Genomic DNA, 24,915 nt, shown 5'->3' on the forward strand with positions numbered 1-24,915 from the left:
TGCCGGGCTTGCAAATCGGGCGCCTGACGCTGCGCACCCAGAGCAGTGGGGTCGACTAACTCGTGAAGGGCTACTCCCCTGCTGATCTTCCAGCTTTCTTTGCCTTGCAATAAAAAAGCCCGGTGCATTCTATCTGTGCTACTGTTCTTCTTGTTGGTTCCGGGTGTCGCGACCAGGACCCAGCAGCCCGCGACAATCCCAGCAGCCGGAGGAAAACGCACGTGAGCAGGATCATCGGAAGAACCGGCGACCTGACGGTCGAGGTGGCGGTCCAGGTCGACGTCAACCACGGCGAGGTCGACCAGTTGGCCGTGTTCATTGAAGGCGAAAAGGTCGAGTGGACCAGGGTTCACGAAGTGCACTACAACGGTGGTGGCAAAACCTGGCTCGACCTGCGGCGGGCCGCGTGGCACGCGACCCGCGCGGGATCGCCCGAGTTCGTCACCACGGTGGACCGCTGGTACGGCCACGCCGAGGGGTACGCGGAAGGCGGCAACATCACGGGAACGGCGGAGCTGATCCAGCCCGGCATCCCGTACGCGGCCGAGCTGAACCCGTCGATGTGGTTCGCTCACAGCGAGCCGGGCACCACGACGCGAGCGGCCGCGCGGGCCACGGTCGCCGTCCGCGTGTTCCACACCTGTAACTGGCAGTCCTACGGCCCCAAGGCGGTGGTCTGCGCACTCAAGGCCTACCGCGCGGCCATCCACCACACCCGACGCGGCGCGTTCGACGTCCTGCTGCGCAGCCTGCTGACCGACCTGCGGCACCTGGCCGAGGCCTACGGAATCCGACTCGACAGCGGATGGCGACGCGGAGACGGCGGGCTGGTCTCCGACTTCGCCGACGTCTACACGGAGATCGGCACTGCCGCGCGTACCCGGTGGGCGCCACTGCTGGCCGAGACGGGGCGCTCCGCCGAGGACGTAGAGCGCGAGGCTTTCGAGGCCTTCCTGGCCGACTTCCGCCTCACCTGATGACCTCGGGGGTGGGTGGGCAATCGTGCCTGCCCACCCCGGTTCGAGGCAGCCACAGCCCAGACACAGCACCCAGGGGCCGGCGCGAACCCTCGCGTGTCGCCAGCCTTGACCTTCCACATCTACGCCAAAACGGGCGGTTTGACGCGATCAAATCATCCAGGCACCCCGCTGATGCCATCGCGGCCCCAGGCACTTCACTACCTGCGCTTCTGCCTTCTGCGTTCTATCTGCGCTACTGTTCTTCTTGTTGGTCGCGGGTGTCGCGCCCGGACCAGCAGACCGCGACAACTCCACGGAACAAGGGAATGCCCATGCCTGAAACGAACAGCCGGCCCGTAATCGAGGTGGCGATCGGTGTTGACGCCTGCGACTCGCGACTGGAGGACATGGTGGTGATCGTCGACGGACAGCTGCTGCGTCCGGATCGCTACTGCATGGTGTTCTACGGCGCCTCGCACACGTCGCAGGTCGCCTTGCGGGACGAGGCCTGGAACCACACGCGCGAAGGCTCGAAGACCTACACCGAACTGCTCGATGCCTGGTACGCCAGCGCGGAGGGCTACGCGGAGCAGGACTTCACCGGCCGTGCCGCGTGCCTGCAGCCGGGCGTGGAGCGCGGAAAGGACCTGGAGCCGACGCTGTGGCTGACCGGCAGCGAGCCCGGCAGCCTGTCGCGTCGAGCGGCGCACGCAGCCGCCGCCGTCGCCGCGTTCTTCACCCACCAGCCGCGCGTGACCGGACCTACCTCGCTCGGCGTCGCGCTGGAAACCTACGGCGAGCTGGTCGAGCTCACCCCGGAGCAGAACTTCGCCGCTCTGCTGTGCAGCCTGCTGACCGACCTGCGGCACCTCGCCGAGGCCTGTGAGATCCGCCTGGAGTCCACGCCCGGCCCCACGGAGCCGCTGGCCGAGGATCTGCGCGCGATGCTTGCCGCGATTCGTCTCTCTGCGCAGGAGTTCTGGACCGGCACCTTGCGCGCCTGCAAGACGACGTTGCGGGACATCGAGTATCGGGCGTTCCAGGCGTTCTTGGACGACTGCTGCAAGTAACCAGGGTGCGGGACCGGTGGCACGACCATGCCCCGGTCCCGCACCACTTTTTTCTTGCCGGTCAACGGTTTCATTGCGCCACTCCGCACTTTGCATTCTATCTGCGCTACTGTTCTTCTTGTTGGTTCGGTTGTCGCGACCGAACCAACGGACTGCGACAACCGACCCGAAGGGGAACGATCACATGTTCAGCTTCCACGGCACCGACTTCACCGTGCTCACGCCTCCCAGCCCCGCCATCGTGGTCAAGGCGGTCGACGCCCAGCCGCAGGTGCCCGCGATCTCCTGCTACGACCTCGACCCCGACGTGTGGCTGGGCGATGGCACGCGGCGTGGGGGCAGCTGCCGCGAGGACCAGGCACACGACAACACGCTGCACGCCGGACTCGCATTGCACGCCGTGTTGCGGTTCGAGGACCGGTTCTCGTATACGGACGGGCCCGCGGCGGAGGCGGCCGAGATGGCGATGCAGGCCTACCGCAGCGCGGCCGACCTCTGCGACGAGGAGGACAGCGCGATCCTGCGGGAGCTGTTCGCCGGGTCGCTGCACCTGATGGACGCACGCGGGATCGACCTGCACGCGACGCCGGCGACAGGCCTGCAGAAGCTGCTGCGCACGATGCTGTTCGAGCTGGAGAACCTCTGCCGGGGACCGTGGGCCGCGCGTTTGGCAGCCGAGTACAGCGACTTCGAAGACCTTCTCGTGGCTGCGTGTGACGACTACCGCGGGCAGATCGTCCGCGACACGCCGGGACACGCCCCCACGACCGGCCCGGCGCCTGCCTGACCTTCACACCGCCTGTTCCACCTGCCGGTCCGGTTGTCGCAACCCGGACCGGCAGGACCGCGACAACCGGCAACGAGAAGGACCAGAACCACCGATGAACGACTGCCTGATCTGCGAAATCATCGACGGCGCCCTGCTCATCGTGGTGGCGAAGTGGCCCGAGGCCGTGCTGATCGAGCCGCTCGACCGGACCAGGGCGAACCACTGGCTGGTAGTGCCCCGCGAGCACATCGAGGACGAGAAATGGGACCCGCACGCGATGGCGGCGTCTCGCGCTGGCCCTGAACCTCGCCGGGAACGAAGCGAGCATCAGGCGCCTGGTCATACCCGGAGGACCCTCGCGCCCCCTGCGTCACGTGCTGCTGGAGATCGTTCCGCACGTCGACACGGCACCGGCCGAAGGGGCTCGGCCGATGAGCAGCACTCTGCCAGCGAACGGGAACTGAACGCCTTGCAAGCCTCCGTGGCCGTGCCGACCGAGCCTGGATATCCCGACATGATCGGCACGATCGCGCAGTGCGACACCGCCGTTGCCCTGGCGCGGTTTCTGGCCATCGCCGGGCGCATGGACGACGCGATGCGACTGCTGACCATGTACGGGATGTACTACGACGCCGACCAGCTCCACTATGACCTGCGCCGCAGGCGAGCCGCAGAACTGCTGTCCGACCTCCACAACGACTGAAGGGCCAGACCACTGAGGGACACCTGCCAGACCTGCGAGCTCACCGCCGATAGGAGTTGCGCCCCCGTGGCCGGCGAACTGTCGAAGTGCCTGCTGCGCGCCTTGTTCGGCAGTTACCAGCAGCCGCACACCCTCGACCAGATCCGGGTCATGGCGGAATGGATCAAGGCCCAGGACACCGCGTTCACGACGCTGCAGGCCAACGCGGCCGCCGGAGAGCTGCTGGGACGTCTGCCGAGCTACTCCACGACCTACAAGTATGTGCAGGGACTGCGTCGACTCGGCCTGGTGCGCGAGATGCACGCGAAGGGCGCGAAGACCCACAAGTGGTTGCACGCCGATCGCGCTACCGACCCGAGCATCTGACTGGTCAGCCGATCACACCTCCGCGCTGCGGTCTATCTATGCCGTAGTTCTTCTTGCTGGTTCCGGGTGTGGCGACCCGGAACCAGCAACACCGCGACACCATCAGGAACTGCGGAGAAACCCAGACGAACACGATCAAGAGGCTTGCCGTGCCGTTCACCATGACCTCTTTGATGAGGTGCGGCTTCACCCACTTCAGCGGTCCTGCCCGGACTGCGGCGCTTACCTCGCCGCAGGCACCGCGGAGTTCACCGAGCACCTCACGGCAGAGCACACGTGCGCCCCGAGGACGTGCGGACCACGGCAATGGTGTGGACGCGCACAACCCCGGCGAGCCCGTTGCGGTGCCGATTGGGGCTGGACGTGAACAGCGTGATCATCGCCGCCAGCGCGGCCGCGTGCGGATACTGCCGCGAGTACGGCCCGATCGGCGACCTGTGCCCGGTCCCGTCGCGCACGCGCTGAGGCAACTGAACCAGGAGGTCGAGCTCAACCGGCACACCGCGTCCGCCGCCTCAGTCAGCACTCCGCCGCCTCCCCGCTGGGACATAGTGCGGGCCGAAATTCTGGAGCGCATCACGCGCGGAACCTTGCAGTCCCTGGGCCTGGTGCACGTCCGCACGGACCGCACACCGCGGACCGTCCTGGGCAAGACCGGCACCCAGCACGTCGCCTCCTGCCACAAGGACGCCACCACGAGCCCCGAGCGCGACACCGCAACCGAAGCCGCTCATGACGCCGAGACGCACCACTGCGACCCGGAACGGGTGCCGGCCGTGGCGGTGCCGTCGACGGAACTCGGCAACACGGCTCCCGCGATCGCGGCGCATCACGAGGAGCAGGCCGACGTGCCCGGCGGCCACGAGGAGCAGATCGCCGTGCTGGCCGACTCGTTACGACCGTAAATCGGCGACATCCTGTACATGGGCACATTCACCGCCCCGCGAACCTGTCCGAAAAGAAAGCGCTGTCGGAGATCGAGAGCCGCTTCGAACGCCTGCTCGACGTCTGACACAAAGGATCGGAAAGAAGCGAGGGGCCAGCCCAACCGCTCTTGCGAGCGGGTCGCGAGGCTGACCCCTCTGTATCGCGACAACCCAGCACAGCTGGGAACGACACAGCGGCATTGTACCGCCGCTGGAAAGACCGATGAACCTTCTGCGACCATCCGCCGGCGTGACCACGCCCACGGCCGCCAGCCAGATCGTGCGCCTTCCCGACGAGGGACCGGCGCACCACGTCCTGACCCTGCGTCTCGGCGGCGACGACGTCGCCTACGTCAGCGCCTGGGCCCACCAGGGAGTGATCCATGTCGAGCGGGTGCACACGACGCCCGCACCGCCGCCAGGGTCACGCCTTCCGGCTGTTGGCCGCCCTCTTCGACCACCTCGCGGGCAGGACGTTCGCGCTGCGCCCGCGCGCGTTCGAGTTTCCCGAGGTGACCGCCGAGCACCGACCACCAGACACCGAGGAACTGACCGCCTGGTCCACCCGCCTCGGCTTCCGCCACGCCGACGACGGCCGCACGCACCTCATTCCTGACTAGGAAACCATCTCAACGCGCGGCCCGAACCGCACTCTGCGTTCTATCTGTGCTACTGTTCTTTTTGTTGGTCAGGGCGTCGCGACCCTGACCGCAAGAACCGCGACAACTACACAGAGGGGAAACCCTGATGCCGGAGAACAGGCACCGAGAGGCCGAGGCGGCGTACGTGCTGTCCACCACGGTGATCGTGGCAGGGGAGCAGGTCACCGACATCGACCTTCAAGGCTGGGCAACCCAGTTTCCAACGGTCAGGCTCCAGCTCGGGCCGGTGCTGTGCCGGGTTAACCAGCCGCACCTGACCGTGCCACACATCTACGACGTGTGGCGTGGCGCAGCAGTGATCGCCAGGCGACTGCCGCAGGCACTGCCCGCGACGGCGATCGGGCATCCGTCGCTGCACCAGCACGTGGCCGGAGTCGTGCTTCTGGTCGACGCGCTGCCGGGTATGTCCGCACGACTGGTGCACCCGACAAAGCAAATTCGGCGTCCGCTGCTGGAGATCCGCATGGGACCGATCACGTGGCTGGTGCTCGACCGGGCCGCATGGGAGTCGATGACCAACAACTGGGGCAAAGCTCTTGATGCAGTAGCGCCACACCGCGAGTGGTCTCGGTCCACCTGATACAGCGGAATCGGAGCGGGTGGGAGACCTCGAACAAGGTCTCCCACCCTCCCGGTTATCCACATCAGCGGAGTTATCCACAGATCCACTGGACGATCCGCCTGGGCACAGCGGAACACGGAAACGCGAAAACGCACACCGCGCCATCCTCAAAACACCTCAGGAGAAGCCCATGAGCCCGCACACCTGGCAGCTGCTGGACGAGCACGCCGGCTCGCCCCAGAAGGCCGGCCGCGGCGCCACCACGCACGCCCAGTCCCCCAGCGTGGGGACCGGCGTCACGCCGGCCATGTCCCCCTCGAGGACCGTGTTCGCGGCCGGCACCGCGGCCACCGCGGCGGCTGCCCTCGAGGAGGCGTTCGACGCTGCGGAGCTGCGCGTCCTGACCACAGCCACACCGTTCGTGCTCATGGCGGCCGGTCAGGAGCTGCACGTGTCCCCCTCGCCCGCCTCGCAAGAGCTGTCGCTCACGCTGCTCGCCGAGCTGCGCCGTGACCTGCGGGCCGAGCTGCGGGGGGTCGGCCGATGATCCGCGCCGGCCGCAGTGTCGTCGACCGGGCCGAGATCGGGCAGCTGCACGGGATGACTCCGGCGACCGCAGAGCGCGAGAAGCCCTGGGCCGCCAACGGACATCCCGCTCCCGTCTACGCCCGCAAGCCGCGGCTGTGGGACGCCGAGCAGGCCGCGGCCTATGCCGAGGGCAAGCCCATCCCGGCGCTGCCCGCCGACGACTCGCCCGACGACCTGCTTGACCACTACGAAATCGCGGCCCTGCTCGGCCTGGACCCCAGCTCGTGGCGCACCGGCCGCTCTCGCGGTACGTTCCCCGAGTCGGACGACATCAGGCATGGCGTGCCGCTCTGGCGGCGCGGCACCGTGATCGCATTCGACCAGTTCCGCAAGGAGCGTGGCGGCAGCAATCCTGCCGGCCGCCCCAAGGGCGTCGCCCAGCGCCCGCGCGTTGACGCGGTCGCGCTGCGGCAGCAGATCCGCACAATCCTCAAGCGGCACGCACGCGCCGGCACGAAGCCACGTCAGATCGACATCGCCGAGGAGCTCGGCGTGCACGTCGAGACCGTGCGCAACCACCTGAAGGCAATCAAGAGCGAGGACGCCGCGCCGGCCTCCGGCACTCCATCCACACGACTGAACAAAAAGCGGTGAAACGCCAAGTTGCGCCCGCTGAGCTGTGGCTGTTTCCGCGCCGATGCGGAGACTGCGATGTAATGCGAGTACTTCGACTGGTTGCTCGGGCTATCCAAAGCTGCGCTGTGCGTCGACCTCATTGAACCCCGGCCTGCCTTTGACGAATCCCACAGGTCATAAATTGTGGCTATATTGAATGTAATCAAATCGGAGGTGACGCTCCGATTTGGCGACTTCTTCCCCGCAATTGACTCAGGGATTCTCATGCTCACAATCGCCGACCATTTCGCAGGGGCGGGAGGCAGTTCCCAGGGATTCGAATCGATCGACTGGGTAAGCCTTGCCCTGGCGATCAACCACTGGGATGTTACTGTTCGCAGTCACGCGCTGAACTTCCCGAATGCCGACCACGCGATCACCAACCTGTCCGTGGTGCCGCCGCGTTACTTCAAGCGCACCGATCTCGCCTGGTTCTCTCCTGAGTGCACTAATCATAGTGTCGCCAAGGGAAAGAAGCGGAATTCGAAAGCTGACCCGACGGCGGTGCGCTCGCGAGCCACGATGTGGGATGTCGTGCGGTTCACGGAAGCGCATTTGTACGAGGCCATCATCGCGGAAAACGTCGTCGACATCATGTTCTGGGAGGAGATCGACGACTGGCTGCGGAGCATGCGCAATCTCGGCTACACGTACCGGATCGTCTACGCGAACTCCATGCACTTCCCGTCCGCCAACACCGCGGCCGCTCCGCAGTCGCGCGATCGGTGCTACGTCAGCTTCACGAAGGTGGGCAACAAAGCGCCTGACCTTCAGCTGCGTCCCCCGGCCTACTGCGCGTCGTGCGACAAGGTGGTCGCGGCGATGCAGGTGTTCAAGAAGCGCACCAGCAAGTGGCCCTGCGCCCAATGGGGCAAGTACGGCCTGCGCAACCAGTACGTCTATCGCTGCCCCAACTCGACCTGCCGCAACGCCGTCATCGAGCCCTTCACGGTCCCGGCGGAGACGATCATCGACTGGGACTCGCCGGGTGAGCGCATCGGCGACCGAGCGACCGAGCTCAAGCCCGCCACGCTCGCACGCATCCAGATCGGCCTCGACCGGTTCGCCAACCCGTTCGTGCCCTTCATCGCCGAGCTGCGCGGCGGCGGCTCCCGCAAGAAGGTCCGCCCGATCACCGAACCGTTCGCGACCATGTGCGCCTCGGGCCGGCATCACATGTTGGTGCGCAACAACGGCACGCGCGGCGCCAAGGACGGCAACATGTGCAGTCTGGTCACCGAGCCCGCGCGCACCATCACCACCCGCGGCCACCAGTCGCTGGTCGGCTGGGAGGGTCCGGCACCGGCCATCAAGGACTGCACGTACCGAATGCTTACCGTGGACGAGATCCGCGCGGCGATGGCCTTCCGCGAGGGCTACCTCCTGGAAGGAACCCAGACCGACAAGATCAAGCAACTCGGCAACGCGGTCACCCCGCTCTCCGCAGAGTTCTTCGTCGGTCGAGTCGCTGAATCCCTCGGGTATCCGCCGGTGGAATACCCCGACGACTACGGCCTCACAGCCTGACCCGGATGGAGCTCCGGATTCTTCTCCGGAGCTCCATCGCATTCTGCCGCCGAACAGCGCACATTCACCGAAACCATGTCTCACGGAAATCGGATAGAGTAATTCTTGTCGGCAAGCGGGCGACGGGCTCGCTGTCGACATATTCGATAACGCCAATCTTCATGGAGATTTCCATGAGCGAGGAAACTCGTCTCACTGTTCGCCCTGCAAAATTACTGACACAAAACAGTCAGTTGCGAGCCCTTGGAATCTACAACTGGACCCTTCCGGCATGGGCCGACCGATTCGAGGACGACGGCTCCACCTTCAACACATGCCCATCGGCAGGCGTGTGCGCAAAGCTCTGCTATGCGCGGGTCAACTCCTACCGCTACCCCATTGTCCGACGTAGACACCAGCAGAATCTCCGCTTCGTCCTCGACGACCTGCCCGGCTGGGAGGAGGCGATGACAGCCGAACTCAGACACAGGAAGTTTCGTGGCAAGTGGATCCGCATTCACGATGCTGGCGACTTCTTCTCGGACGACTACCTGTCCGCCTGGCTTCGCATCATGACCGCTTGCCCCGACTCCATTTTCTACGCCTACACCAAGGAAGTTCCGAGATTTAAGCGCCTCGTGGAGCCCGAATATCCATGGAACTTCAAATGGGTGTACTCACTCGGCGGTAAGTACGACTGGATGCTCGATCCCGCCTACGACCGGGTCGCCGACGTGTTCCCAACCGAGGAAGACATCGCCGAGCTGGGCTGGTTCTCCCAGCTCGATGACGACCGGCTCGCCGTCATCGGCCCAGCCCCGGTCGGAATGGCGAGCAACCGCATCCCGCACCTCCAGAAACTCCAGGGGCCTTTCCGGTTCGGCGAACTTCAGAAAGCCCACGACGAGCGGACACAAAAACGCCGGAAGCAGCGCACGGCAACGCCGCCCGAGGCCGCGACCGGCTGAACCGCGCGGCACCGATTCAGCCGCCTGACGCTGGAACCTCCGGCCTCAGGCGGCTCACCCGACCAACCCCCACAAGCAGGAAGGCATGACCGTGTCCGGCGTCCACCCCGCCATTCGCACGCAGCGATGGCGTGCCAAGACCGCGCTGTACCGACCGATCGGAGAACCGTTCGACCCCCGCCGCTACGAGGTGCGGGAGATCCCGAAGACCGCCGCCGAGGTGTTCACGGTGACCCACCACTACTCGAACGCCTTCCCCGCGACCCGGCTGTGTTACGGCCTCTACGATTCGCGACCACAACAGGGGCACCTGCCTGAACTGGTCGGTGTCGCTGCACTCGGTGTGCCGTCGCATCCTGCGGTGCTGACCAATCCGTTCCCCAACCTGGTTCCCTACGAGGAGTCGCTTGACCTCTCCCGCTTGGTGCTGCTCGATCGCGTGCCGGCGAACGCCGAGTCCTGGTTCTGCGCGCGGGCGTTCACACACGCCGCCGAGAACGGCATCCGCGGCCTGGTCGCCTTCTCCGACCCGATGGAGCGGTGGCGCATTAGCGCGAACGGCCGACCCGAGCGGTTCATGCCCGGCCACTACGGCTACGTCTACCAGGCCCTGAACTTCGCCTACCTCGGCACGACCACCCCACGGCAGATCATCGTCCTGCCCGACGGGCAGCAACTACCCGAACGCTCGCTGAGCAAAGTCACCGGTGACGAACGCGGCGCCGACGGCGTCATAGCCCGCCTGATAGCGCGAGGAGCCCCGCCACTCGAGGACGGCAGCGACCGCGCCCTGTGGCTGGAAGCCGCACTGCACGCCTGTCGAGCCCGGCGGCTGCGGCACCCAGGCAAGCACAAGTACGCGATCCGGGTCGGCCGCACCCGAGCCGAACGGTCCCGCACCGTGCTCGCCCGCATGGATCGGGCATTTCCCAAGCGACCCGCCCAACTCGACCTCCTCGCGCCGCTCGCGGAGCCGTCATGAGCACGTCACGACGGTGCGTGGTGCTCTCGCTCGGCATGGGCATCGACTCCAGCGCCTTGCTGGTGCGCTGGATCCTCGATGCGGCCAGCCGAGACTTCGACCTCCGGGACTTGATCTGTGTGAGCGCAATGACCGGAGACGAGCATGACCGGACCCGCGAACTCATGGAGCGCTACCTCCTTCCGCTGCTGCGCAAGTACGCGATCCGCTACGTCCAGATCGCCCGCCGGGGCCAGGCGGCCAGCGCCGGCTACGAGGTCCTCGACGACTCCCGCGCGCCTGAGCGCATGTACATGCGCGGCAGCTGGCGACTTTCCGACGAAATGCGATCGGCTGGAACATTGCCCAGCCTGGTGAAGGGCCGCCGCTGGTGCTCGGAGCGCGCCAAAGGCGACCCGCTGGACTGGTGGATGCGCGACCACGTCCCGGCCGGCTACACCCACGTCGTCGGCTTCGCCGCGGAGGAGCCAGGCCGCGCAACACGCGACACCGAGGCACGCCGGGCCAAGGAGGCCGAGGGCAAGGTCGTGCCGTGCACGGTCGTATATCCACTGATCGAGTGGGGCTGGGACCGCGCTCGGTGTGCGGCCTATCTACGGCAACAGTTCAACCTGCCCGACGGGCAGGGCTGGGCCCGGTCCTGCTGTACCTTTTGTCCGTTCCAAGCCACCGCCGGGAGCCGCCAAGAGCTCACCGCGCGGTGGCGCGCTCAGCCGGACGCCGGGGCGGACGCGCTTGTGCTCGAACACACCGCGCTCGCTCTCAACGAGCGCATCGGAGCGTTCGGAGTGGACCGGACCGCCGTCGACCTCGCCCGCGACGAAGGACTGGATGCCGTGTTGAAGATCGCCGACAAGCGCTTGGACGCTGTGGCGAAGTGGAGTCTCGTGGAGGTCCGGCGCGTGTTCGACGCGAGAAACCAATCTTCTGAGCTCAAGGGCATGGCCTGGCGCGATGTTCATGCGACCCGCCACGGCTCGCGCGATGAGATGCGCAGCCACTTGACGGCGATCCGCAACACAACAACCTGCACGGACGGCCACGGAATCACTCGTGCATGGCGCCGCAACGACCGCGCGACGGACGTAGTCCGCTACCCGGCAATTGAATGGTTCTGGGTCGCCGTGCCGCACGGACTCCAGGACAAGAAACGAAAAGGCTTCGAGAAAGTATGGACACGCGCGCACAGCGGAACGTTGTTCATCTAAGTCCCCACGTGAGTTCAAGTGCGGTAGATTAACTGCAGTGGCTCCCGAAACCGGCGCGCGAAAACGGTTCGCTTTTGATTCAATGCGATTGAGCCAATAACCCCTTGTTCTCTCTGCTTAAGGCATCGAGGTAATGAATCATCGACATCTGAGGTTTGCAACGTGAATGCGGATGAGTTTTCCCGGATCGCCACGCCGGAAGTCGTCGCCGCGATCAAGGCGGTAATCGACTACAACTGGCCGTCCGAAGAGGCTGACTACAAAGATCAGGATCAGTACGGCCGCTGCAATCACATCTTCACGGACCTGACCGCGATCCGCGCGTGGCTCCACCAAGCGGACTTCCCCAAGCTCATCTGGGAGAACTTCGACTCCGACTCAAACACCTATACGCTTGACCGTCACTACGGGCACGGCGCGTGGACGTTCCGAGTAAAAATCGTACGCGGCAGCTACCTGCACCAGTCGTGGGCGACTGTCAAGGCATTGAACACCCATGGAGTTTCGATCGACGTCATGGATTACCCGCCGTCGAACTGGCACGAGAACACGCCGCCCTGTGATGACCGGCCCAGCCTTGAAAGTTTCAAACTCGGATTCCCCGCGCTCGCTCGCGTGGCGGATGAGCTGGCAAGGCAAGCAGTGCTGATTCTCCCCGTCTGAGTGCCCAGCGAGACCGGCGCGCCAGCCGATGAAGTGGCGCGCCGGTCTCAACTACTACTGCTACCCGCCTCTACTTCTGTGGATGGACGGCCGCGTCCCCGTAGGGGTCTCACGCTCGGAGATGCCACAGTAGAAGAGGCCTGAACGAGCTGGCGAACCTGCGTCAGCAGGACGGCGGCTTCCGGGCCCGGTCCCTGGTCCTCCCAGGTAGTCAGCAGATGCAGCAGATCCGCGGCCACCTCCATGGACCAGGGGCGCCATCCGGCGTTCTGTACCTCACTCTGTGCCTGGGCCGCGTAGTCACCGGGGAGCAGACTCAGGATCTCCTGTGCGATGCGAAGAACGCGTTCGCCGATGCTGTCGAGCGCAGCACCGGCGTCGAGTGCGTTGAGCTCGATGCCGATCTCGTCGGCTGCGATCTCAGCCAGGCCGGCGGGCAGCACGGTCGGAGCCAGGGTGGCAGCGCGACGTAGCACGGCAACCGGATGGCCGTTCACAATGTGGCCGCTGTCTGAGTGGGGCTTGCTCGTGTGTAAACGGATGGCGGATGACCCGCCAGCTGCCGCATGATCGCTTCGGCGATCTCGCTGTGGGAGCTCTGCAGGCCCAGACCATCCAGAGTGGACTCTACGTCGGTGAACTCAGGGTCGTGCTCGTCGCGCCACAAGGTCGCCCATGCCCGTTCGCCGTCCGCCGGAGTCACCACGAACAAGTGATCGTCGTACCCGTCTATGGCGATCGCGGCTTCCTCTTCATCCGACGCGTCGGTCAGGCGCGCCCGCAAGCCCTTAGGGGTGAGCACAGCGATGATCGGGTCGGCGAGAATCCGGGCGTCGGCGACCGGGTGGAAGAATCGCTCGTACAGCACGGCGAGCTCCACGGGGGCCGCGCCGTCGACCTCGTCCGGGCCGTACTGCACTGTGATGCCCAGCAGTCTCACAGAATCCGCGGTCTCCTCAGTCAGCCATGAACGCATCTCATTGACGGCCGCGAGTGCGGTGGTGCCGCCGAACGCGCGACGGGTCACGTGCACGTCTGTTCCGTAGCGGCTGCGCGCGGAAGCCTGAGCGGGGATGGCTTCAGGTGATAGGTAATTGACGTCCACCGTGACGTCGTCGATCGGCACGCGCAGGTTGTGTGCGACGTGCATGCACGCCGCGTTGGTCACCGACGCGGCCGTGGGCTCCTCGACGGTGCCCGGGAAGCCCTCGACCCGGATGGACCACCCAGCACCCCCGTGGTTTCTATGGGCGAACGCTGTGAAACGGTAGCGCGGCATCGGCCATCCCCTCACCTCCATGCGGCATCAGCAGACACGTTCCACCGAGCCGCCGCGAGCGCGCCCTCAGTCGCCCTCCGCTCCTGTTGTCGTCTCGCGCCTAGAGATGACCCCTGAAGCGCAAGGCCTGGAAATGCAGGGCGCGAGAATGAGCGCTCAACGGCTACCTCAGCTGCCTCTTGGACCGCCCCACGCTGCGCTTGCGATCCCAGGCGTCAGACCCGGACCCGGCTCACAGCCGCCGCTGGCGTCAGCCGGCGTCGACTGAACCGTCCCGCTCACCGCTGCCATGCTCCGCAGGTAGGTCCGCCGTGAGCACCACGCTGTGCGTGCTCGCCGGTGCCGCGCGTCGTCTGGACGCCGGGCGTGAACCCAGCTGATCGAGGTTCAGACTGCGAAGTTCCTTCGAGGTCCACCCCATCGAGCGAGCCTTCTGAAAGGCTATACGCGCTTGCTCGACCCGATCGGCCTTCTCTGTCCTGGCGTTATCGAGGATGCGCTGCGCTTGTTCCTGCGCGTCCGTGAGCACTCGCCGCAGCTCTTCTGGCGTGGCCTTGCGCAAGGCGACCGCAAGGTCAGCGAGCGCCTTGAACTTCTGCTCATGGAACTCTAAGGCAGCCTTCTCCGCCGCTGCTCGAATCTGCTTCTCCCCCATGTACAGAGCCTAGCTACGCCAGACGCGATCAGGTCCCGCAAAGGGGACGAAATCCCAACGCGGCATCACAGCACTCGCTTGTCCTGTGCAGCCTCCACGCGGCGAGGTCTTCCGTCCCTGCTGACGCCGTCCGGACATAGGTTGTGACCAGGTACGCGACACTCACGGCAGGCCTGGTGCAGTTGGTTACCGGCTCGCTCGGCGGATGCCGCGAACACACCTGCCCTGCCGGTCGCTGATAAGCCACCCGGTTCGGCGCGGGGTCATTTGACGACTGACGCCCCACAGTCCTTTGAAGCAAGGCGGAAACGGATGACCACGGAAAACCTCTAGCCCCTCATTCTTTTTTTGCGAATCCCATGACTGGCGTAGGTGCGCTAGGGTTTACCTTGTCGGAATTCGGGGTGACGCCCAGTTATCGACCTTCTTCCCCGCAGCTCATAAGCCAAGGAACAGGCCCATGCTTTCGCGCGCTCTCAATCAGTTCACCGAAGCTCAGGTGGTCCCGACTTCTATTCACAGGTGGGACATCACCCAGGAACACGATCCCGCTATTCGACCTCACGACCTTGCGTGGCGCGGACTCGCCCTGAAGCCCGACGCAGCGGCGTGTCGACTCGTCGCAGCCCGTCTCATCGGCTTCGCGCTGCAGCGCCGCAAGCCCGCCGAGCCGCTCCCGGCAACGGTGACCATCACGATGACCGAGCCGACCATGCGAACCGCTTCGGCAGCAACCTGGACGCTCTCACCAGGCGTGAGCCTGGTTCTCGAACTGCCCAGCGCGTCCGAAATCGCGTTCAAGATCCGGCTTGACGCCGACAACGGATGGTTCACCCTGTACCCGCGCATCGCCGAACGCTGGGCATCCGCGCTGCTGACCATCGCCGCTCTGCTCGACGACGCGCACGCCTACGTCGCGACGGTGCTGAATCAGAGGTGGTCAGGCCACACCGTGGAGGCACGCCTCAACTTGTTCCTCGACGCGGCCGAGCCCGACCTCACTCCCGAACAGCGCGTGTTCGCCGACAAGGTGCGCAAGGTCCTCGCCGACGAGCAGGACGCCGCGCAGACCGACCTGATCAACGCCGCGTTCGACGTCGCCAACCCGGACCTGTCCTTCGCGCTGAACGACCTCGTGCACTGCGGCACCCTCGATCACCGTGACGCCGCCGAGGTCATCCGGCGCCTGGCACACAAGTACCGCATCCCGATCTTCGCGCTGTCCGCAGCACACACGGAAATCCGCGCCGTCCTCAAGCGCGACGGCACGGGTGACGACCGACTGACCGAGGCGCAGTGGCGGCGGTTGGCGAACACCGAACACGTGCGCGAGCTTCCCGACCGGATCGCGCACGACGTCAGCTCCGGTCTCCTCCTGACCGACGTCGAAACCTCACTGCTTCAGGCCGGAGTCGTGTGCCGGGGCCCGGTCGACACCCCGCGCCGCTGCACTGAACGCCTGGAGGACGGCGTGGACGTGACGCGGGGACGATGCGCCAAACACCGTCCCGCAACCCTGGCTAGCGCAATCGCCGCGCCGTGCCCGACCGGCTGGGACTCTGAGGAACACAACGACGACGGCACGGGCGTGTGTTCGATCTGCTCGATGCCGCTGACCGAGCACGGTTTCGTGGCCGAACCCGACGAACACGACCTCGTGGCGATTGCCGAACCCGACGAGGACGAGCCCGACGCGGTCTAGTCGACCACTGCTGGTCGTGCCCTGCGCACTGCCGGGCACGACCAGCCCTCATCACCTGCTCATCGTCCATCCGGGCGAATACCCGAAGCACAGGCAGAGACTGTCGCCGCACCGCGTGCGCGCTGACGTCCCGCCGGCCGAACCGCACCTGCGTCAAGGAAACAATCACCATGCTGATCCTCAACGGCGGAGCCCTGCCCACCCTGCAACGCTGGCGCTCGGAAAATCCCAAGGCCCAGCAGCACCTAGGGCGACTTGCCCGCCCCCGGCACTATTCGGACCTACGGGACACAATGAACGCCGGAATCCCGGTCGGCGTCGACAACGAGGCCTTCTGCGACTGGAACCAACCGCTGTTCATCAAAATGCTCGGGCGCCTTGAGACCGCACTGTACGGCCGCCCGGTCCGCATGAGCGAACGATTCGCGCCACTCGCCGCCGACATGGGGCTGGATATGACGCAGTTGGGTCTGCCTGCCGAACCGACGCTGCCGCCATGGCACAAGAACCTCTTGTTCGTCACCGTTCCCGACGTGCCTTTCGACGCGAAAGGCACCGAACAGCTCTGGCAGCAGTGGACGCCGCTGATATCACACCTGCCCCTGGCGCTGTGCGTGCAGGACGGCGCGGGCGACATCGGCATCCCGTGGAACACCCCCAACCTGCGCTGCCTGTTCATGGCCGGATCAACCAGCTACAAGCTCTCCGACGAGATGGCCGCCATCTGCCGCGAAGGCAAGGCCCGCGGACTGCACATCCACGCCGGCCGCGTGAACAGCCGCGCACGCATCCGCTACATGCTCAGCCTCGGCATCGTCGACAGCATCGACGGCTCCGGCTTCGACACCTGGCGCGACACCCACCTCGGATGGGGGACTCGACGAGGTCTCCCGACAGGACTACCAACTCACGCTCTCCCCATCAATCGACCCAGCCGCGAAAACACAATTCCCCGCAAATGCGCTAATGTTCTCGTAGGCCCAGAAAGAACGTCAACGCAACCGGCCTCAATACGGATCAATTTCTGGTGCCGACATTTACGCGAGCGCGGCGTGACGGCCGCGTTCGCTACTTCTTCCCACGACTCGCATAAAGGCGGGAACCTCATGCAGCACAGCTCTGCCCGGACCGGCTCGCAGACGGCGGACCCGGGCCCCAGCCGCGTCACCCGCACCGGCGCCATGAACGGCGTCGTGCGCGCCCCCTTCACCGCCCCGGAGTGGACCGTCGGCGACAACGTGATCGCGGCCCGGTGGTGCGTCGGCGGCCCCGACAGCAACGGCAAGGTGCGGACCACGACGCTGGTCACAACCCCGCTCCGCTGTTTCCTCACGTCTCAGGACATGGCGGACGTGATCTCCTGCGCCACCCTGGAGGACCGCGAGGACCCCACGGCGCTGCAGATCAAGTCCCGGCACCTCCCGGCTGTCGTGCCCGCCCCTCTCCCAGGCTTCGCCGACAGGGCCCTGACCGCCCTGCGTCACGCCGTGATCAGCGGCGATGCGGACGTCCTGGCGTTCTTTCCACCTGACTCGTTCCTGTCCATCCCCATCACCGCTGTCGCCGCCTACCACATCTGTGATGCACTGGAAGCGATGGCACGGCGCCTCCAGGACGTCGCCCGCACCGCGACCGGGCCCCTGCACGAAGCCCTGCACCACGCTGCTCTGCTGCTCTACGCGCAGGCTGCACACGTCCACGTCGTGGAAGCACTGGGCGATGTCCAGCACGAGATCGACGCGCGGGTGATCACGGTCGCCAGCGACCTGTATGAATGGGCCGGTCAGTCTGACGATCACGGGACCGCAGCCGCCCTCGGCGCCGTGGTGTCGATGATGCTCCGCCCGGCCGAGCCGTCGAGGCTTCCCGTCAAGGCCGCGGTCACCGCCGCGCGCGCTTTCGTGGACGCGATCGGATGCGCTGGCACGCACGAGGTCGCCACGGCCGCAGCAGGAAGCAGCTCCCAAGACCAGGCGCAGCTGCTCCGCGTCCTCGACGAGGTGCGGGACTGCCTCACGGAGTCGGTCCAGGACCTTGCGGACGCCGGTGTTGGGTACGTCGGCTCCAGCATGCTGGCCGATGCAGCCACGAAGTTGTGCTCAGCGGGCGAGGACCTCCAGCACCTGATCGGTGGGCTCGACACCGACGAGCTCGACACCGAGGTTCATCGCGCGGCCGAGTAGCCCAGACGAACGGTCCGTATTGGCGGGGCAGCGCATCGCACTGCCCCGCCACCCCGATGGCTGATCTTCACGTTGGGCAACCGGGTCTCTCTCTCTCTCTCTCTCTCTCTCTCACACACACACACACACACACACACACACGACCAGCACGTTCCCGTCCACGCAAGGAGATCCAGTGAGCAACACCGCCGAAGGCTTCTACGTGCCCGGCCCCGCGGGTGGCCTGATCCACACCTCCGACCCCGAGGTTGCCCAGGTCGCCATCGAGGAGCAGGGCGAGGACTGGGACGACTACGACCCCAAGACCCACAACACGACGACCTGCTGGCGTGACGCCGCCAGGTGCCCCGGATGCCGCGACGAGATCTGACGCAGAAGAGGGAACAACCGTGACCAGCAAGGACCCAGACGCCCGCGGGCAAGGACGGCGTACGCGCGATCATGGCACCTTATGTGCACGGTGCTGCCAAGCGGCAGATGTGCCGGTTCGACCTCATCGCACCAGCTCCGGCCGCCGGGTTCGTACCAGAACCCGAACTCACGAGCCACGACTGGATTCTGTTCAACTCCTCCGGCGGAAAGGATTCCCGGCCTGCGCTATCGCACGGCGTGGCGCTCGCCGACGCGGCCGGCGTCGACCGGGCGCGCATCGTGGTGGTCTATGCCGACGCGGCCGCGTCTTGTGGCCGCAGGCCCCGCGAGAGCGCCGAAACGCAAGCCGGAGTGCTCGGCGAGCGCAGCGTTGCCCTTCACCCACCACATACCCCCTAGGGGTATTATTGGCGTTGTTGGAGCCGGTGAAGTCACCCGGTGGCTGCCAACACATCCCCATTGGTCGGTCACGCCTCGACTGGAGGCGCAGCTTTTCTCCCGCCGTTCGCGTGCTGAACCATAGATCTCACCTTGGACGAAAACTCATGAGCAGCAGTAACTTCTGGGCCGCCATCAAGGCTCAGCTTGGGGAATTGCAGTCCGCGAACACCGCCGCTGATGTGGTGGCGGTCCTTTCGCCGGAGCGAAACCCAGACGGATCAGGCACGAGCTGTGCCGACGGATTCTTCGCAGGCAGCGGCGGTGACGACACCGTCCAGGCTGCGCTGGAGGCGGCCGGTTGGACCAACGAGTGGTTCGACGCTTACTACCACTTCTGCATGCGAGCGCCGGACGGTTCCTTCATCACCTACGTCGAAGGAGACATCTATCTCGGCAATCGCCAAGCGGTCGGGAACGCCTAACCCGCCGTGTGCGGCTGCCGCGGCAACAAGGTGCGTGGCGGCCCACCTGACTCGGACGGAGACAGCCGACGTCGCTGTGTCGCAGTCGTGAGCTCTCACACCTGCGACACAGCGCCTTCTGGCCCCCTCACTCTCGGAAGGACTCCTATGTGGACGAATGACACAGTCCAATTCGCTCGCCTGATCGCGGCATTTGAGGCCACTAGCCGGTTCGACAGCGGCACTGTGGCGTCACTCGCGACCTCAACTGGCTTGCAGCCGCGCGACATCATTGAACTGAAAAACCGCGCGGCGCAACTGTGGGAGGAGGTTCAGCAGCACGCCAACCCAGCAGCCTGGCTCGAGGAAGCCATGGGGTCAGGAGCACTGCGTTCACTTGCTGATGCCCCAGTCAGTCACGTCAGCCCAGGCTGACGCCCAGGCCGGTCGTTCGCGGCCCGACGAGGATTAGAGGTCCTAACAGAATCGTTGGACGTGGCGGTAGCAGATGATGCAGGTAGCGAGGCCGAGGAAGGCTTCGTGGATGTCGTCGCGGCGTTCCCAGCGGATGCGCAGGCGTTTCATGCCGTGGTACCAGGCGATCGTGCGCTCCACGACCCAGCGGACTGTCCCCAGGCCGGAGCCGTGGGACTCGCCGCGGCGAGCGATCCGCGGTGTGATTCCCCTGGCGCGTAGGCGTCTGCGGTACTTGTCGTGGTCGTAGCCGCGGTCGGCGTAGACCGTCCTCGGGCGTCGGCGCGGCCGGCCCCGTCTGCCGCGCACGTTGGGCACCGCGTCCAGTAGCGGCTCGAGACCGGTGACGTCGTTGCGGTTGCCGCCGGTGAGCAGGACCGCGAGCGGGATGCCCCCGCCGTCGGTCAGGACGTGGTGTTTGGAGCCCGGCCGGGCGCGGTCGACCGGGCTCGGCCCGCTTTTGGGCCGCGTCGAGCAGCACGGACGTGCGAGGTGTCGATCACTGCCCGGTCCCAGTCCAGCCTGCCCGCCGAGTGCAACTCCGCCAGCAGAAGCTCATGCAGCCGCGACCACACGCCAGCCTCGTTCCAGTCGCGCAACCGCCGCCAGCAGGTCATCCCGGAGCCGAAGCCCAACTCCTGTGGCAGGAACTCCCACTGGATCCCGGTGTGCAGCACGAACAGAATTCCGCACAGCACCTGCCGGTCCGGCACCCTCTTACGACCAGGATTACGCGGCCTGCGCGGCACCACCGGCAGTAACGGCTCGATCCGCTCCCACAGACCGTCCGAGACGATCCACGGCGGCGACTGACCCCTCTTCACGGTCAAACATGATCCACATCCGACATGCTGCACACCACCACGTTGATCATTCTGTTAGGACCTCTTAGAGCGCGGACGGACAGGGCGATGGCCGGTGGCCGTGTGCCTGCGACGCGCGTCGCCGCGATCGCGACCCGATCAGGAGAAGAAGTAAGTGAGTGTGGAGCGTGGGGACCACCGCACCCAAGTGCGGCTCCGCCGGAGCGGCTTGACTGATCTGACCGCGCTCCACACTCATCGAAGACCAACCCCGCCGGGAGGAGCCCCTGGAGGTCGGTACCGCCCCAGTGTATCGCCGGCATCGGGCCGAACCAGATCCACCATTGGTGTACGGTGTAGTCGTCAGTGCCCCATAGGGGGATGACAACCCTGGCAGGCATCGAAGACCGCCACCGGGAAGAGGTCCGTCATGATCCGCCACGGCCGCAGCGCCATCGACCGCAGGGGCATCGCCGACCTGCACGGCTTGAAGATGACCGCCTTCAAGGGACATCGCCGTCGCACGCCGCCGTGGGAAGACCCCGGCCACCCCCAGGCGATCAATCTCGACCCGAACGGCGAGACGTCGCCCCGGACCTTCCTCTACGACGAGGAGCAGGCCAGGGCATTCGCTGCTGGCGAGGACATTCCCGCACTGCCCACCGAGGACCACGCCGAGGATCTGCTCACCGAACGGGACGCGGCGGTCTGTCTGGACATCGCGCTGGAGGAGTTCCGCGACCTCGGGAAGTCGCTGCGCTTCCCCGAAGCCGACGAGAAGGTCTTCGGAGTCAACCACTGGTACCGGAGCACCCTCGACGAGCACGGAACCTCGCCCGGCCGCGGCGCTGGAAGCGGAGAATCTCGCCGAGACGGCGCGGCTCGGCGGCGACTGAAGGGCGTGGTCCGCTCTCTGCCGCCCGGCGAGACCCTGGGCGTCACCGAACTGGCACGGAGGGCAGAGGTCAGCCTCGCGACCGCGCGGAAGTTCCTGCGCGAGCCGGACCTGCAGATCATCGCCACCCTCGCCCAGCCGATCGGGCCCGGCCTGGAGACCTGGGACGCCTTCCTGGCCGACGTGCGCAAGCTCGCCGGGCGAAAGAAGTACTCCGGAATCACCATTCGCATCACCGAGAAATAGCCCACTCGTAAGAGTGCAACACATCGCCAAAACGCGCGTCCTCAGCGCGATTTAGGCGAAACACTCGCGTGCACAAAATTGATAGAGTTCTTTATGTCGAATACAGGGATGACAACCTGGAGCCGTCGCATCGAATACCAAATTTTACGCGCGAAGGAATACGATGCTTACTCTCATCGACCATTTCTGTGGCGCGGGCAGCAGCGCCGAGGGTGCGGAAGCCGTTCCTGGAATCCAGCTCGTCCACGCCATCAATCACTGGGATCTCGCGGTCCAGAGCCACGCCGCGAACTCCCACGCGCTGACCACTCCGTGACCGATCTGTCCACGGTGAACCCGCGCTACTGGTCAATAGTCAGGTGAACCGCTGGCCGAACGCGCCCTGGCCCGGCTGCGCCCGCTCGCCGTCCAGTTCGGATTGACGCTCGCCATCGCCTGATTCCCTGACCACCAAACCCCGTCACGAAGCTCCGCGAACTTATTCGGACCCGCTGGTCGGCGGACCTGACAGCACGCCGACCAGTGCACATCGAAGACCAACCCTCTGAGAGGACACCATGCCGTCTCATGCGGCCCAACTCGCCTTCATCGGGCTCGACAGCGTCCAGCACGCCCTGAGCGCCAGTCCCGCCGAGGACCGCCCGGCACCGAGCACGATCACCCACGGGCCGGAACCGGACCTCACCGACTACGACCTGATCGTGGCGGGCGTGTCCGGCAAGGACGCCCATGCCATGCTCGACCGGCTCGCCGCGCAAGCCCGCCGGGCCGGCGTGTTCGACCGCCTGTTCACCGTCCATGCGGACATGGGATTGATGGAATGGCCGTCAGTTCGCCACGGCGGCCGGAACTACCCGAGCAACCGCGAATTGGTCGCCCAGACCTCGCTGCACTACGGCATCCCAGCCGAGCGGCACATCGAGACCCGCCGCGTCGTCACCGACCCCGATGGCGCCCGCCGCGCCCAGACCCTGCTCGAACAGGCCGCGATGTGGCGCAAGTTCCCCGACGCAGCAAGGAGATGGTGTACCAGTGACTCCAAAGTGGACAAGATCCGGGCCGCGCTGACCCCGCTCGTGCGCCACCACCGCCGCCAACTCGGCCGCCCGGTCCGGATCCTCAACGTCACCGGCGTGCGCGCCGAGGAGAGCACGAAGAGAGCGGCCCGGCCGGCCTATAGCGTCGGCTACGCCAACGCGCACCGGCACCAGGACGAGTACCTGCCCGTGCACCACCTCAGCACGGCTGCCGTCCACGCGATCGTCGACGGCAGCGGCGCGGACCACCACTGGGCCTACGACAGCGAGCCTGGCGCCCGCGACTGGAATGGCATGTCCCGCCTGAGTTGCTCGATCTGCATCATGAGCAACAAGGCCGACCTGATCCTCGCCGTGCGCCGTCGCCCGCGGCTGGCCGCGCTCTACGCCGAGGTCGAGCGGAGCATCGGCCACGACTTCAAGCTCACGATGCCGATGAGCCGGATCCTCGCGCTCGCAGAGGAGCCCACCGGCCCGGCACCCGGCGTGGTCCTAGACGAGGACGGGCCGGAGTTCGATGCGCTCGAAGCCGCCGTCCGCGCCCAGCTCGCCGAGCCGAGCCGGCTGCGAGCGTCCACCGACTTCACCGTCGTGCCGCCGGGCTGCCTGTCCTGCACCGCGTGCTGAAACCCGCCCTTCCGCTGCCCGCCGGTCTACCGATCGGGCAGCGGTTTCGCGTCGAGCACATTCCCTGCACCAAAATCGAATCAGTGAAAAAGGTATAGTCACTTATACCGGAAACAGAGGTGACAGACTGTGGTTCCGGTGAAGTCAAAAACCAACTCACGGGAGGCCTGCATGTCCTCCCCTGCGCCATCGGCAGTCAGGAGAACTGACATGGACAACATGCCCGAAGCGTGGCGCGACCTGATCGCGGCCCTAAGCCTGTTGGCCAAGCACCCCGCAAACAACCTCAGCCCGTTCCACTGTGAACACGACACGCTGCACGTCTGCGCCGATGACCGCGCGTTCACGGAGGCCGAGATCGCCCAGCTCGACGCGTGGGGATTCCACGTTGACGATGACGGTGGCTTTCGTTCCTTCCGTTACGGGAGCGCGTGATGGTCGACCGGCTAGACGCGCCGAACGCCGCGATCGACGACGTCACCGCCGCGTTCACCGGCGACCTGCTAGCCACCGCGAGCGCCCTTCTGCGCGCTTGCGACCTCATGCCGATCCGCTGAACCGGCACGCGGGGACGGTGAGACCGCAGGCCCCGTCCCCGCGTTCTTCGCTGAATCGCCTGCTCGGACGCCGTGTGACGACGGTGGCCCGGCACATCGAAGCCCCCCGGAAGGACCCGACCATGACACGTATCCGCTACGGGCACGCCGAACTCGACGCGCTGCTGGATCTCTTCGCCCTTTGGCAACTGACTCACCCGCCGCCCTGCCCCGACCATGCACGCAGCCCTCCATCGACGGCTGCCTCACCGAGGTGCAGGCCTAGCACCCTCCCGGCCGGACCGCTCGGCTCTTCCCGCAGCGCCGAGGGGTCCGGCCCCTATTACCTATCACCAGACTGGAGGCACCCCGTGGCGCTGTCCCCCCGCAACTATCCGTACATCTGCAATGTCGGTGAGTTGGTCGACCTCGCCAGCAAAGGCCACTGGCTGACCCTCGCTGTCGACTTCGCCCGTCAGCTTCACGGCGACGACCTCACCGACGAGCAGCTCCAAGGCATCCTTGCCGCCCGCCTCGACACGCTCGCCGCACCCGGCTCGAAGCTAGTCCCGGCTTCCGTGCCCAAGCGCCTGCCGCGTCATAACCCGCAGCCCTGACTGCGCCACACTGCATACGGCAAGCATCTAAGTGCGTGACTACAGCGGCGCGCTCCAGCTTCAGTAGCGCCCAACCGAGAAAGACATATCGCTGCCCGGT

The 24,915-nt window shown here is 66.0% G+C and carries 30 protein-coding genes and 1 pseudogene; 26 read left to right on the top strand and 5 right to left on the bottom strand.

Translation table 11 applies throughout. The annotated features are described in order from the left end of the window. Positions 1–221 precede the first annotated feature (221 nt). From ACZ7CF_RS34115 to ACZ7CF_RS34135, 5 genes are all read left to right on the top strand, one after another. The gene (locus ACZ7CF_RS34115; protein WP_470371621.1) at positions 222–977 is read left to right on the top strand and encodes a hypothetical protein; all 756 of its coding nucleotides are present in this window, start codon (positions 222–224) and stop codon (positions 975–977) included. Positions 978–1,291: 314 nt separating this feature from the next. Beyond that, complete coding sequence (locus ACZ7CF_RS34120) at positions 1,292–2,029, top strand: hypothetical protein (RefSeq protein WP_470371622.1); 738 nt, start codon at positions 1,292–1,294, stop codon at positions 2,027–2,029. Between the two features lie 184 nt (positions 2,030–2,213). Further along, on the top strand, positions 2,214–2,816 hold the full coding sequence (locus ACZ7CF_RS34125; RefSeq protein ID WP_470371623.1) for a hypothetical protein: 603 nt from the start codon (positions 2,214–2,216) through the stop codon (positions 2,814–2,816). Between the two features lie 94 nt (positions 2,817–2,910). Continuing rightward, positions 2,911–3,501, top strand: a complete 591-nt coding sequence (locus tag ACZ7CF_RS34130) for a hypothetical protein (RefSeq protein WP_470371624.1) — start codon at positions 2,911–2,913, stop codon at positions 3,499–3,501. Between the two features lie 66 nt (positions 3,502–3,567). After that, entirely contained in the window at positions 3,568–3,867 is a 300-nt protein-coding gene (locus ACZ7CF_RS34135; RefSeq protein ID WP_470371625.1) for a hypothetical protein, read from the top strand. Between the two features lie 4 nt (positions 3,868–3,871). Here ACZ7CF_RS34135 and ACZ7CF_RS34140 read toward each other — a convergent pair whose 3' ends face one another. Both ACZ7CF_RS34140 and ACZ7CF_RS34145 read right to left on the bottom strand, forming a co-directional pair. Next, a complete protein-coding gene (locus tag ACZ7CF_RS34140) occupies positions 3,872–4,126 on the bottom strand; it encodes a hypothetical protein (RefSeq protein WP_470371626.1) in 255 nt (84 codons plus the stop codon). 1 nt (position 4,127) lies between these two features. Further along, a complete protein-coding gene (locus tag ACZ7CF_RS34145; protein ID WP_470371627.1) occupies positions 4,128–4,325 on the bottom strand; it encodes a hypothetical protein in 198 nt (65 codons plus the stop codon). 150 nt (positions 4,326–4,475) lie between these two features. Here ACZ7CF_RS34145 and ACZ7CF_RS34150 point away from each other — a divergent pair, with 150 nt between their 5' ends. The 11 genes from ACZ7CF_RS34150 (at position 4,476) to ACZ7CF_RS34200 (ending at position 13,020) form a co-directional block, all read left to right on the top strand. Beyond that, positions 4,476–4,772, top strand: coding sequence for a hypothetical protein (locus tag ACZ7CF_RS34150; RefSeq protein WP_470371628.1), 297 nt, complete (start codon positions 4,476–4,478; stop codon positions 4,770–4,772). A 404-nt stretch (positions 4,773–5,176) separates the two neighbouring features. Then, entirely contained in the window at positions 5,177–5,413 is a 237-nt protein-coding gene (locus ACZ7CF_RS34155) for a hypothetical protein (RefSeq protein ID WP_470371629.1), read from the top strand. A 127-nt stretch (positions 5,414–5,540) separates the two neighbouring features. Then, positions 5,541–6,035 (top strand): hypothetical protein, encoded by a 495-nt coding sequence (locus ACZ7CF_RS34160; protein ID WP_470371630.1) that lies wholly within the window; start codon positions 5,541–5,543, stop codon positions 6,033–6,035. Positions 6,036–6,207: 172 nt separating this feature from the next. Continuing rightward, positions 6,208–6,564, top strand: a complete 357-nt coding sequence (locus ACZ7CF_RS34165) for a hypothetical protein (protein ID WP_470371631.1) — start codon at positions 6,208–6,210, stop codon at positions 6,562–6,564. Next, a complete protein-coding gene (locus ACZ7CF_RS34170) occupies positions 6,561–7,199 on the top strand; it encodes a hypothetical protein (RefSeq protein WP_470371632.1) in 639 nt (212 codons plus the stop codon). Before ACZ7CF_RS34165 ends, ACZ7CF_RS34170 begins: the two co-directional genes overlap by 4 nt. A 246-nt stretch (positions 7,200–7,445) precedes the next feature. Then, complete coding sequence (locus tag ACZ7CF_RS34175; protein ID WP_470371633.1) at positions 7,446–8,747, top strand: DNA cytosine methyltransferase; 1,302 nt, start codon at positions 7,446–7,448, stop codon at positions 8,745–8,747. A gap of 173 nt (positions 8,748–8,920) precedes the next feature. Continuing rightward, positions 8,921–9,694: a GP88 family protein gene (locus ACZ7CF_RS34180; protein WP_470371634.1), complete on the top strand. Its 774-nt coding sequence runs from the start codon at positions 8,921–8,923 to the stop codon at positions 9,692–9,694. Positions 9,695–9,779: 85 nt separating this feature from the next. Continuing rightward, positions 9,780–10,676, top strand: a complete 897-nt coding sequence (locus ACZ7CF_RS34185) for a Mom family adenine methylcarbamoylation protein (RefSeq protein WP_470371635.1) — start codon at positions 9,780–9,782, stop codon at positions 10,674–10,676. Continuing rightward, positions 10,673–11,884, top strand: coding sequence for an adenine nucleotide alpha hydrolase family protein (locus ACZ7CF_RS34190; RefSeq protein WP_470371636.1), 1,212 nt, complete (start codon positions 10,673–10,675; stop codon positions 11,882–11,884). The genes ACZ7CF_RS34185 and ACZ7CF_RS34190 overlap by 4 nt, the downstream gene beginning before the upstream one ends. Before the next feature lie 162 nt (positions 11,885–12,046). Continuing rightward, the gene (locus tag ACZ7CF_RS34195; protein WP_470371637.1) at positions 12,047–12,547 is read left to right on the top strand and encodes a hypothetical protein; all 501 of its coding nucleotides are present in this window, start codon (positions 12,047–12,049) and stop codon (positions 12,545–12,547) included. A 218-nt stretch (positions 12,548–12,765) separates the two neighbouring features. Continuing rightward, on the top strand, positions 12,766–13,020 hold the full coding sequence (locus ACZ7CF_RS34200; protein ID WP_470371638.1) for a hypothetical protein: 255 nt from the start codon (positions 12,766–12,768) through the stop codon (positions 13,018–13,020). Positions 13,021–13,040: 20 nt separating this feature from the next. On the opposite strand, the gene ACZ7CF_RS34205 is transcribed toward ACZ7CF_RS34200, so the two are convergent. Continuing rightward, positions 13,041–13,715: a hypothetical protein gene (locus ACZ7CF_RS34205; protein ID WP_470371639.1), complete on the bottom strand. Its 675-nt coding sequence runs from the start codon at positions 13,713–13,715 to the stop codon at positions 13,041–13,043. A 361-nt stretch (positions 13,716–14,076) separates the two neighbouring features. Further along, positions 14,077–14,481 carry a hypothetical protein gene (locus tag ACZ7CF_RS34210; RefSeq protein WP_470371640.1) on the bottom strand — a complete coding sequence of 135 codons (405 nt, stop codon included), beginning with the start codon at positions 14,479–14,481 and terminating at the stop codon, positions 14,077–14,079. A gap of 460 nt (positions 14,482–14,941) precedes the next feature. Between ACZ7CF_RS34210 and ACZ7CF_RS34215 the strand changes: the two genes are divergently transcribed. The 5 genes from ACZ7CF_RS34215 to ACZ7CF_RS34235 all read left to right on the top strand — a co-directional run bounded on the left by ACZ7CF_RS34215 (position 14,942) and on the right by ACZ7CF_RS34235 (position 19,601). After that, a complete protein-coding gene (locus tag ACZ7CF_RS34215; protein WP_470371641.1) occupies positions 14,942–16,183 on the top strand; it encodes a hypothetical protein in 1,242 nt (413 codons plus the stop codon). Between the two features lie 170 nt (positions 16,184–16,353). After that, entirely contained in the window at positions 16,354–18,366 is a 2,013-nt protein-coding gene (locus ACZ7CF_RS34220; RefSeq protein WP_470371642.1) for a hypothetical protein, read from the top strand. 175 nt (positions 18,367–18,541) lie between these two features. Next, positions 18,542–18,736, top strand: coding sequence for a hypothetical protein (locus tag ACZ7CF_RS34225; RefSeq protein ID WP_470371643.1), 195 nt, complete (start codon positions 18,542–18,544; stop codon positions 18,734–18,736). A gap of 71 nt (positions 18,737–18,807) precedes the next feature. Next, positions 18,808–19,137 (top strand): hypothetical protein, encoded by a 330-nt coding sequence (locus tag ACZ7CF_RS34230; RefSeq protein ID WP_470371644.1) that lies wholly within the window; start codon positions 18,808–18,810, stop codon positions 19,135–19,137. Positions 19,138–19,283: 146 nt separating this feature from the next. Then, entirely contained in the window at positions 19,284–19,601 is a 318-nt protein-coding gene (locus ACZ7CF_RS34235; RefSeq protein WP_470371645.1) for a hypothetical protein, read from the top strand. Between the two features lie 456 nt (positions 19,602–20,057). On the opposite strand, the pseudogene ACZ7CF_RS34240 reads toward ACZ7CF_RS34235, so the two are convergent. Beyond that, positions 20,058–20,911: pseudogene (locus ACZ7CF_RS34240) on the bottom strand (IS5 family transposase). 376 nt (positions 20,912–21,287) lie between these two features. On the opposite strand from ACZ7CF_RS34240, the gene ACZ7CF_RS34245 reads away from it, so the two are divergent. From ACZ7CF_RS34245 to ACZ7CF_RS34265, 5 genes are all read left to right on the top strand, one after another. Next, positions 21,288–21,998, top strand: a complete 711-nt coding sequence (locus tag ACZ7CF_RS34245; RefSeq protein ID WP_470371646.1) for a hypothetical protein — start codon at positions 21,288–21,290, stop codon at positions 21,996–21,998. Positions 21,999–22,555: 557 nt separating this feature from the next. Further along, positions 22,556–23,662 (top strand): adenine nucleotide alpha hydrolase family protein, encoded by a 1,107-nt coding sequence (locus ACZ7CF_RS34250; protein WP_470371647.1) that lies wholly within the window; start codon positions 22,556–22,558, stop codon positions 23,660–23,662. A gap of 210 nt (positions 23,663–23,872) precedes the next feature. Continuing rightward, positions 23,873–24,097, top strand: a complete 225-nt coding sequence (locus tag ACZ7CF_RS34255) for a hypothetical protein (RefSeq protein WP_470371648.1) — start codon at positions 23,873–23,875, stop codon at positions 24,095–24,097. Then, complete coding sequence (locus ACZ7CF_RS34260) at positions 24,097–24,219, top strand: hypothetical protein (RefSeq protein ID WP_470371649.1); 123 nt, start codon at positions 24,097–24,099, stop codon at positions 24,217–24,219. The genes ACZ7CF_RS34255 and ACZ7CF_RS34260 overlap by 1 nt, the downstream gene beginning before the upstream one ends. Before the next feature lie 350 nt (positions 24,220–24,569). Further along, entirely contained in the window at positions 24,570–24,815 is a 246-nt protein-coding gene (locus ACZ7CF_RS34265; protein WP_470371650.1) for a hypothetical protein, read from the top strand. Positions 24,816–24,915: the final 100 nt, after the last annotated feature.

Source organism: Lentzea sp. NPDC036955 (assembly GCF_055608005.1).

Bases quoted from the DNA above. Each gene is read 5' to 3' on its own strand.
- ACZ7CF_RS34255 (WP_470371648.1), top strand. From the start codon at position 23,873: ATGGACAACATGCCCGAAGCGTGGCGCGACCTGATCGCGGCCCTAAGC.
- ACZ7CF_RS34175 (WP_470371633.1), top strand. From the start codon at position 7,446: ATGCTCACAATCGCCGACCATTTCGCAGGGGCGGGAGGCAGTTCCCAG.
- ACZ7CF_RS34125 (WP_470371623.1), top strand. From the start codon at position 2,214: ATGTTCAGCTTCCACGGCACCGACTTCACCGTGCTCACGCCTCCCAGC.
- ACZ7CF_RS34165 (WP_470371631.1), top strand. From the start codon at position 6,208: ATGAGCCCGCACACCTGGCAGCTGCTGGACGAGCACGCCGGCTCGCCC.
- ACZ7CF_RS34250 (WP_470371647.1), top strand. From the start codon at position 22,556: ATGCCGTCTCATGCGGCCCAACTCGCCTTCATCGGGCTCGACAGCGTC.
- ACZ7CF_RS34230 (WP_470371644.1), top strand. From the start codon at position 18,808: ATGGCACCTTATGTGCACGGTGCTGCCAAGCGGCAGATGTGCCGGTTC.
- ACZ7CF_RS34170 (WP_470371632.1), top strand. From the start codon at position 6,561: ATGATCCGCGCCGGCCGCAGTGTCGTCGACCGGGCCGAGATCGGGCAG.
- ACZ7CF_RS34245 (WP_470371646.1), top strand. From the start codon at position 21,288: ATGATCCGCCACGGCCGCAGCGCCATCGACCGCAGGGGCATCGCCGAC.
- ACZ7CF_RS34130 (WP_470371624.1), top strand. From the start codon at position 2,911: ATGAACGACTGCCTGATCTGCGAAATCATCGACGGCGCCCTGCTCATC.
- ACZ7CF_RS34180 (WP_470371634.1), top strand. From the start codon at position 8,921: ATGAGCGAGGAAACTCGTCTCACTGTTCGCCCTGCAAAATTACTGACA.
- ACZ7CF_RS34185 (WP_470371635.1), top strand. From the start codon at position 9,780: ATGACCGTGTCCGGCGTCCACCCCGCCATTCGCACGCAGCGATGGCGT.
- ACZ7CF_RS34215 (WP_470371641.1), top strand. From the start codon at position 14,942: ATGCTTTCGCGCGCTCTCAATCAGTTCACCGAAGCTCAGGTGGTCCCG.
- ACZ7CF_RS34190 (WP_470371636.1), top strand. From the start codon at position 10,673: ATGAGCACGTCACGACGGTGCGTGGTGCTCTCGCTCGGCATGGGCATC.
- ACZ7CF_RS34120 (WP_470371622.1), top strand. From the start codon at position 1,292: ATGCCTGAAACGAACAGCCGGCCCGTAATCGAGGTGGCGATCGGTGTT.
- ACZ7CF_RS34260 (WP_470371649.1), top strand. From the start codon at position 24,097: ATGGTCGACCGGCTAGACGCGCCGAACGCCGCGATCGACGACGTCACC.
- ACZ7CF_RS34160 (WP_470371630.1), top strand. From the start codon at position 5,541: ATGCCGGAGAACAGGCACCGAGAGGCCGAGGCGGCGTACGTGCTGTCC.
- ACZ7CF_RS34220 (WP_470371642.1), top strand. From the start codon at position 16,354: ATGCTGATCCTCAACGGCGGAGCCCTGCCCACCCTGCAACGCTGGCGC.
- ACZ7CF_RS34200 (WP_470371638.1), top strand. From the start codon at position 12,766: ATGCAGCAGATCCGCGGCCACCTCCATGGACCAGGGGCGCCATCCGGC.
- ACZ7CF_RS34155 (WP_470371629.1), top strand. From the start codon at position 5,177: ATGTCGAGCGGGTGCACACGACGCCCGCACCGCCGCCAGGGTCACGCC.
- ACZ7CF_RS34235 (WP_470371645.1), top strand. From the start codon at position 19,284: ATGAGCAGCAGTAACTTCTGGGCCGCCATCAAGGCTCAGCTTGGGGAA.
- ACZ7CF_RS34210 (WP_470371640.1), bottom strand. From the start codon at position 14,481: ATGGGGGAGAAGCAGATTCGAGCAGCGGCGGAGAAGGCTGCCTTAGAG.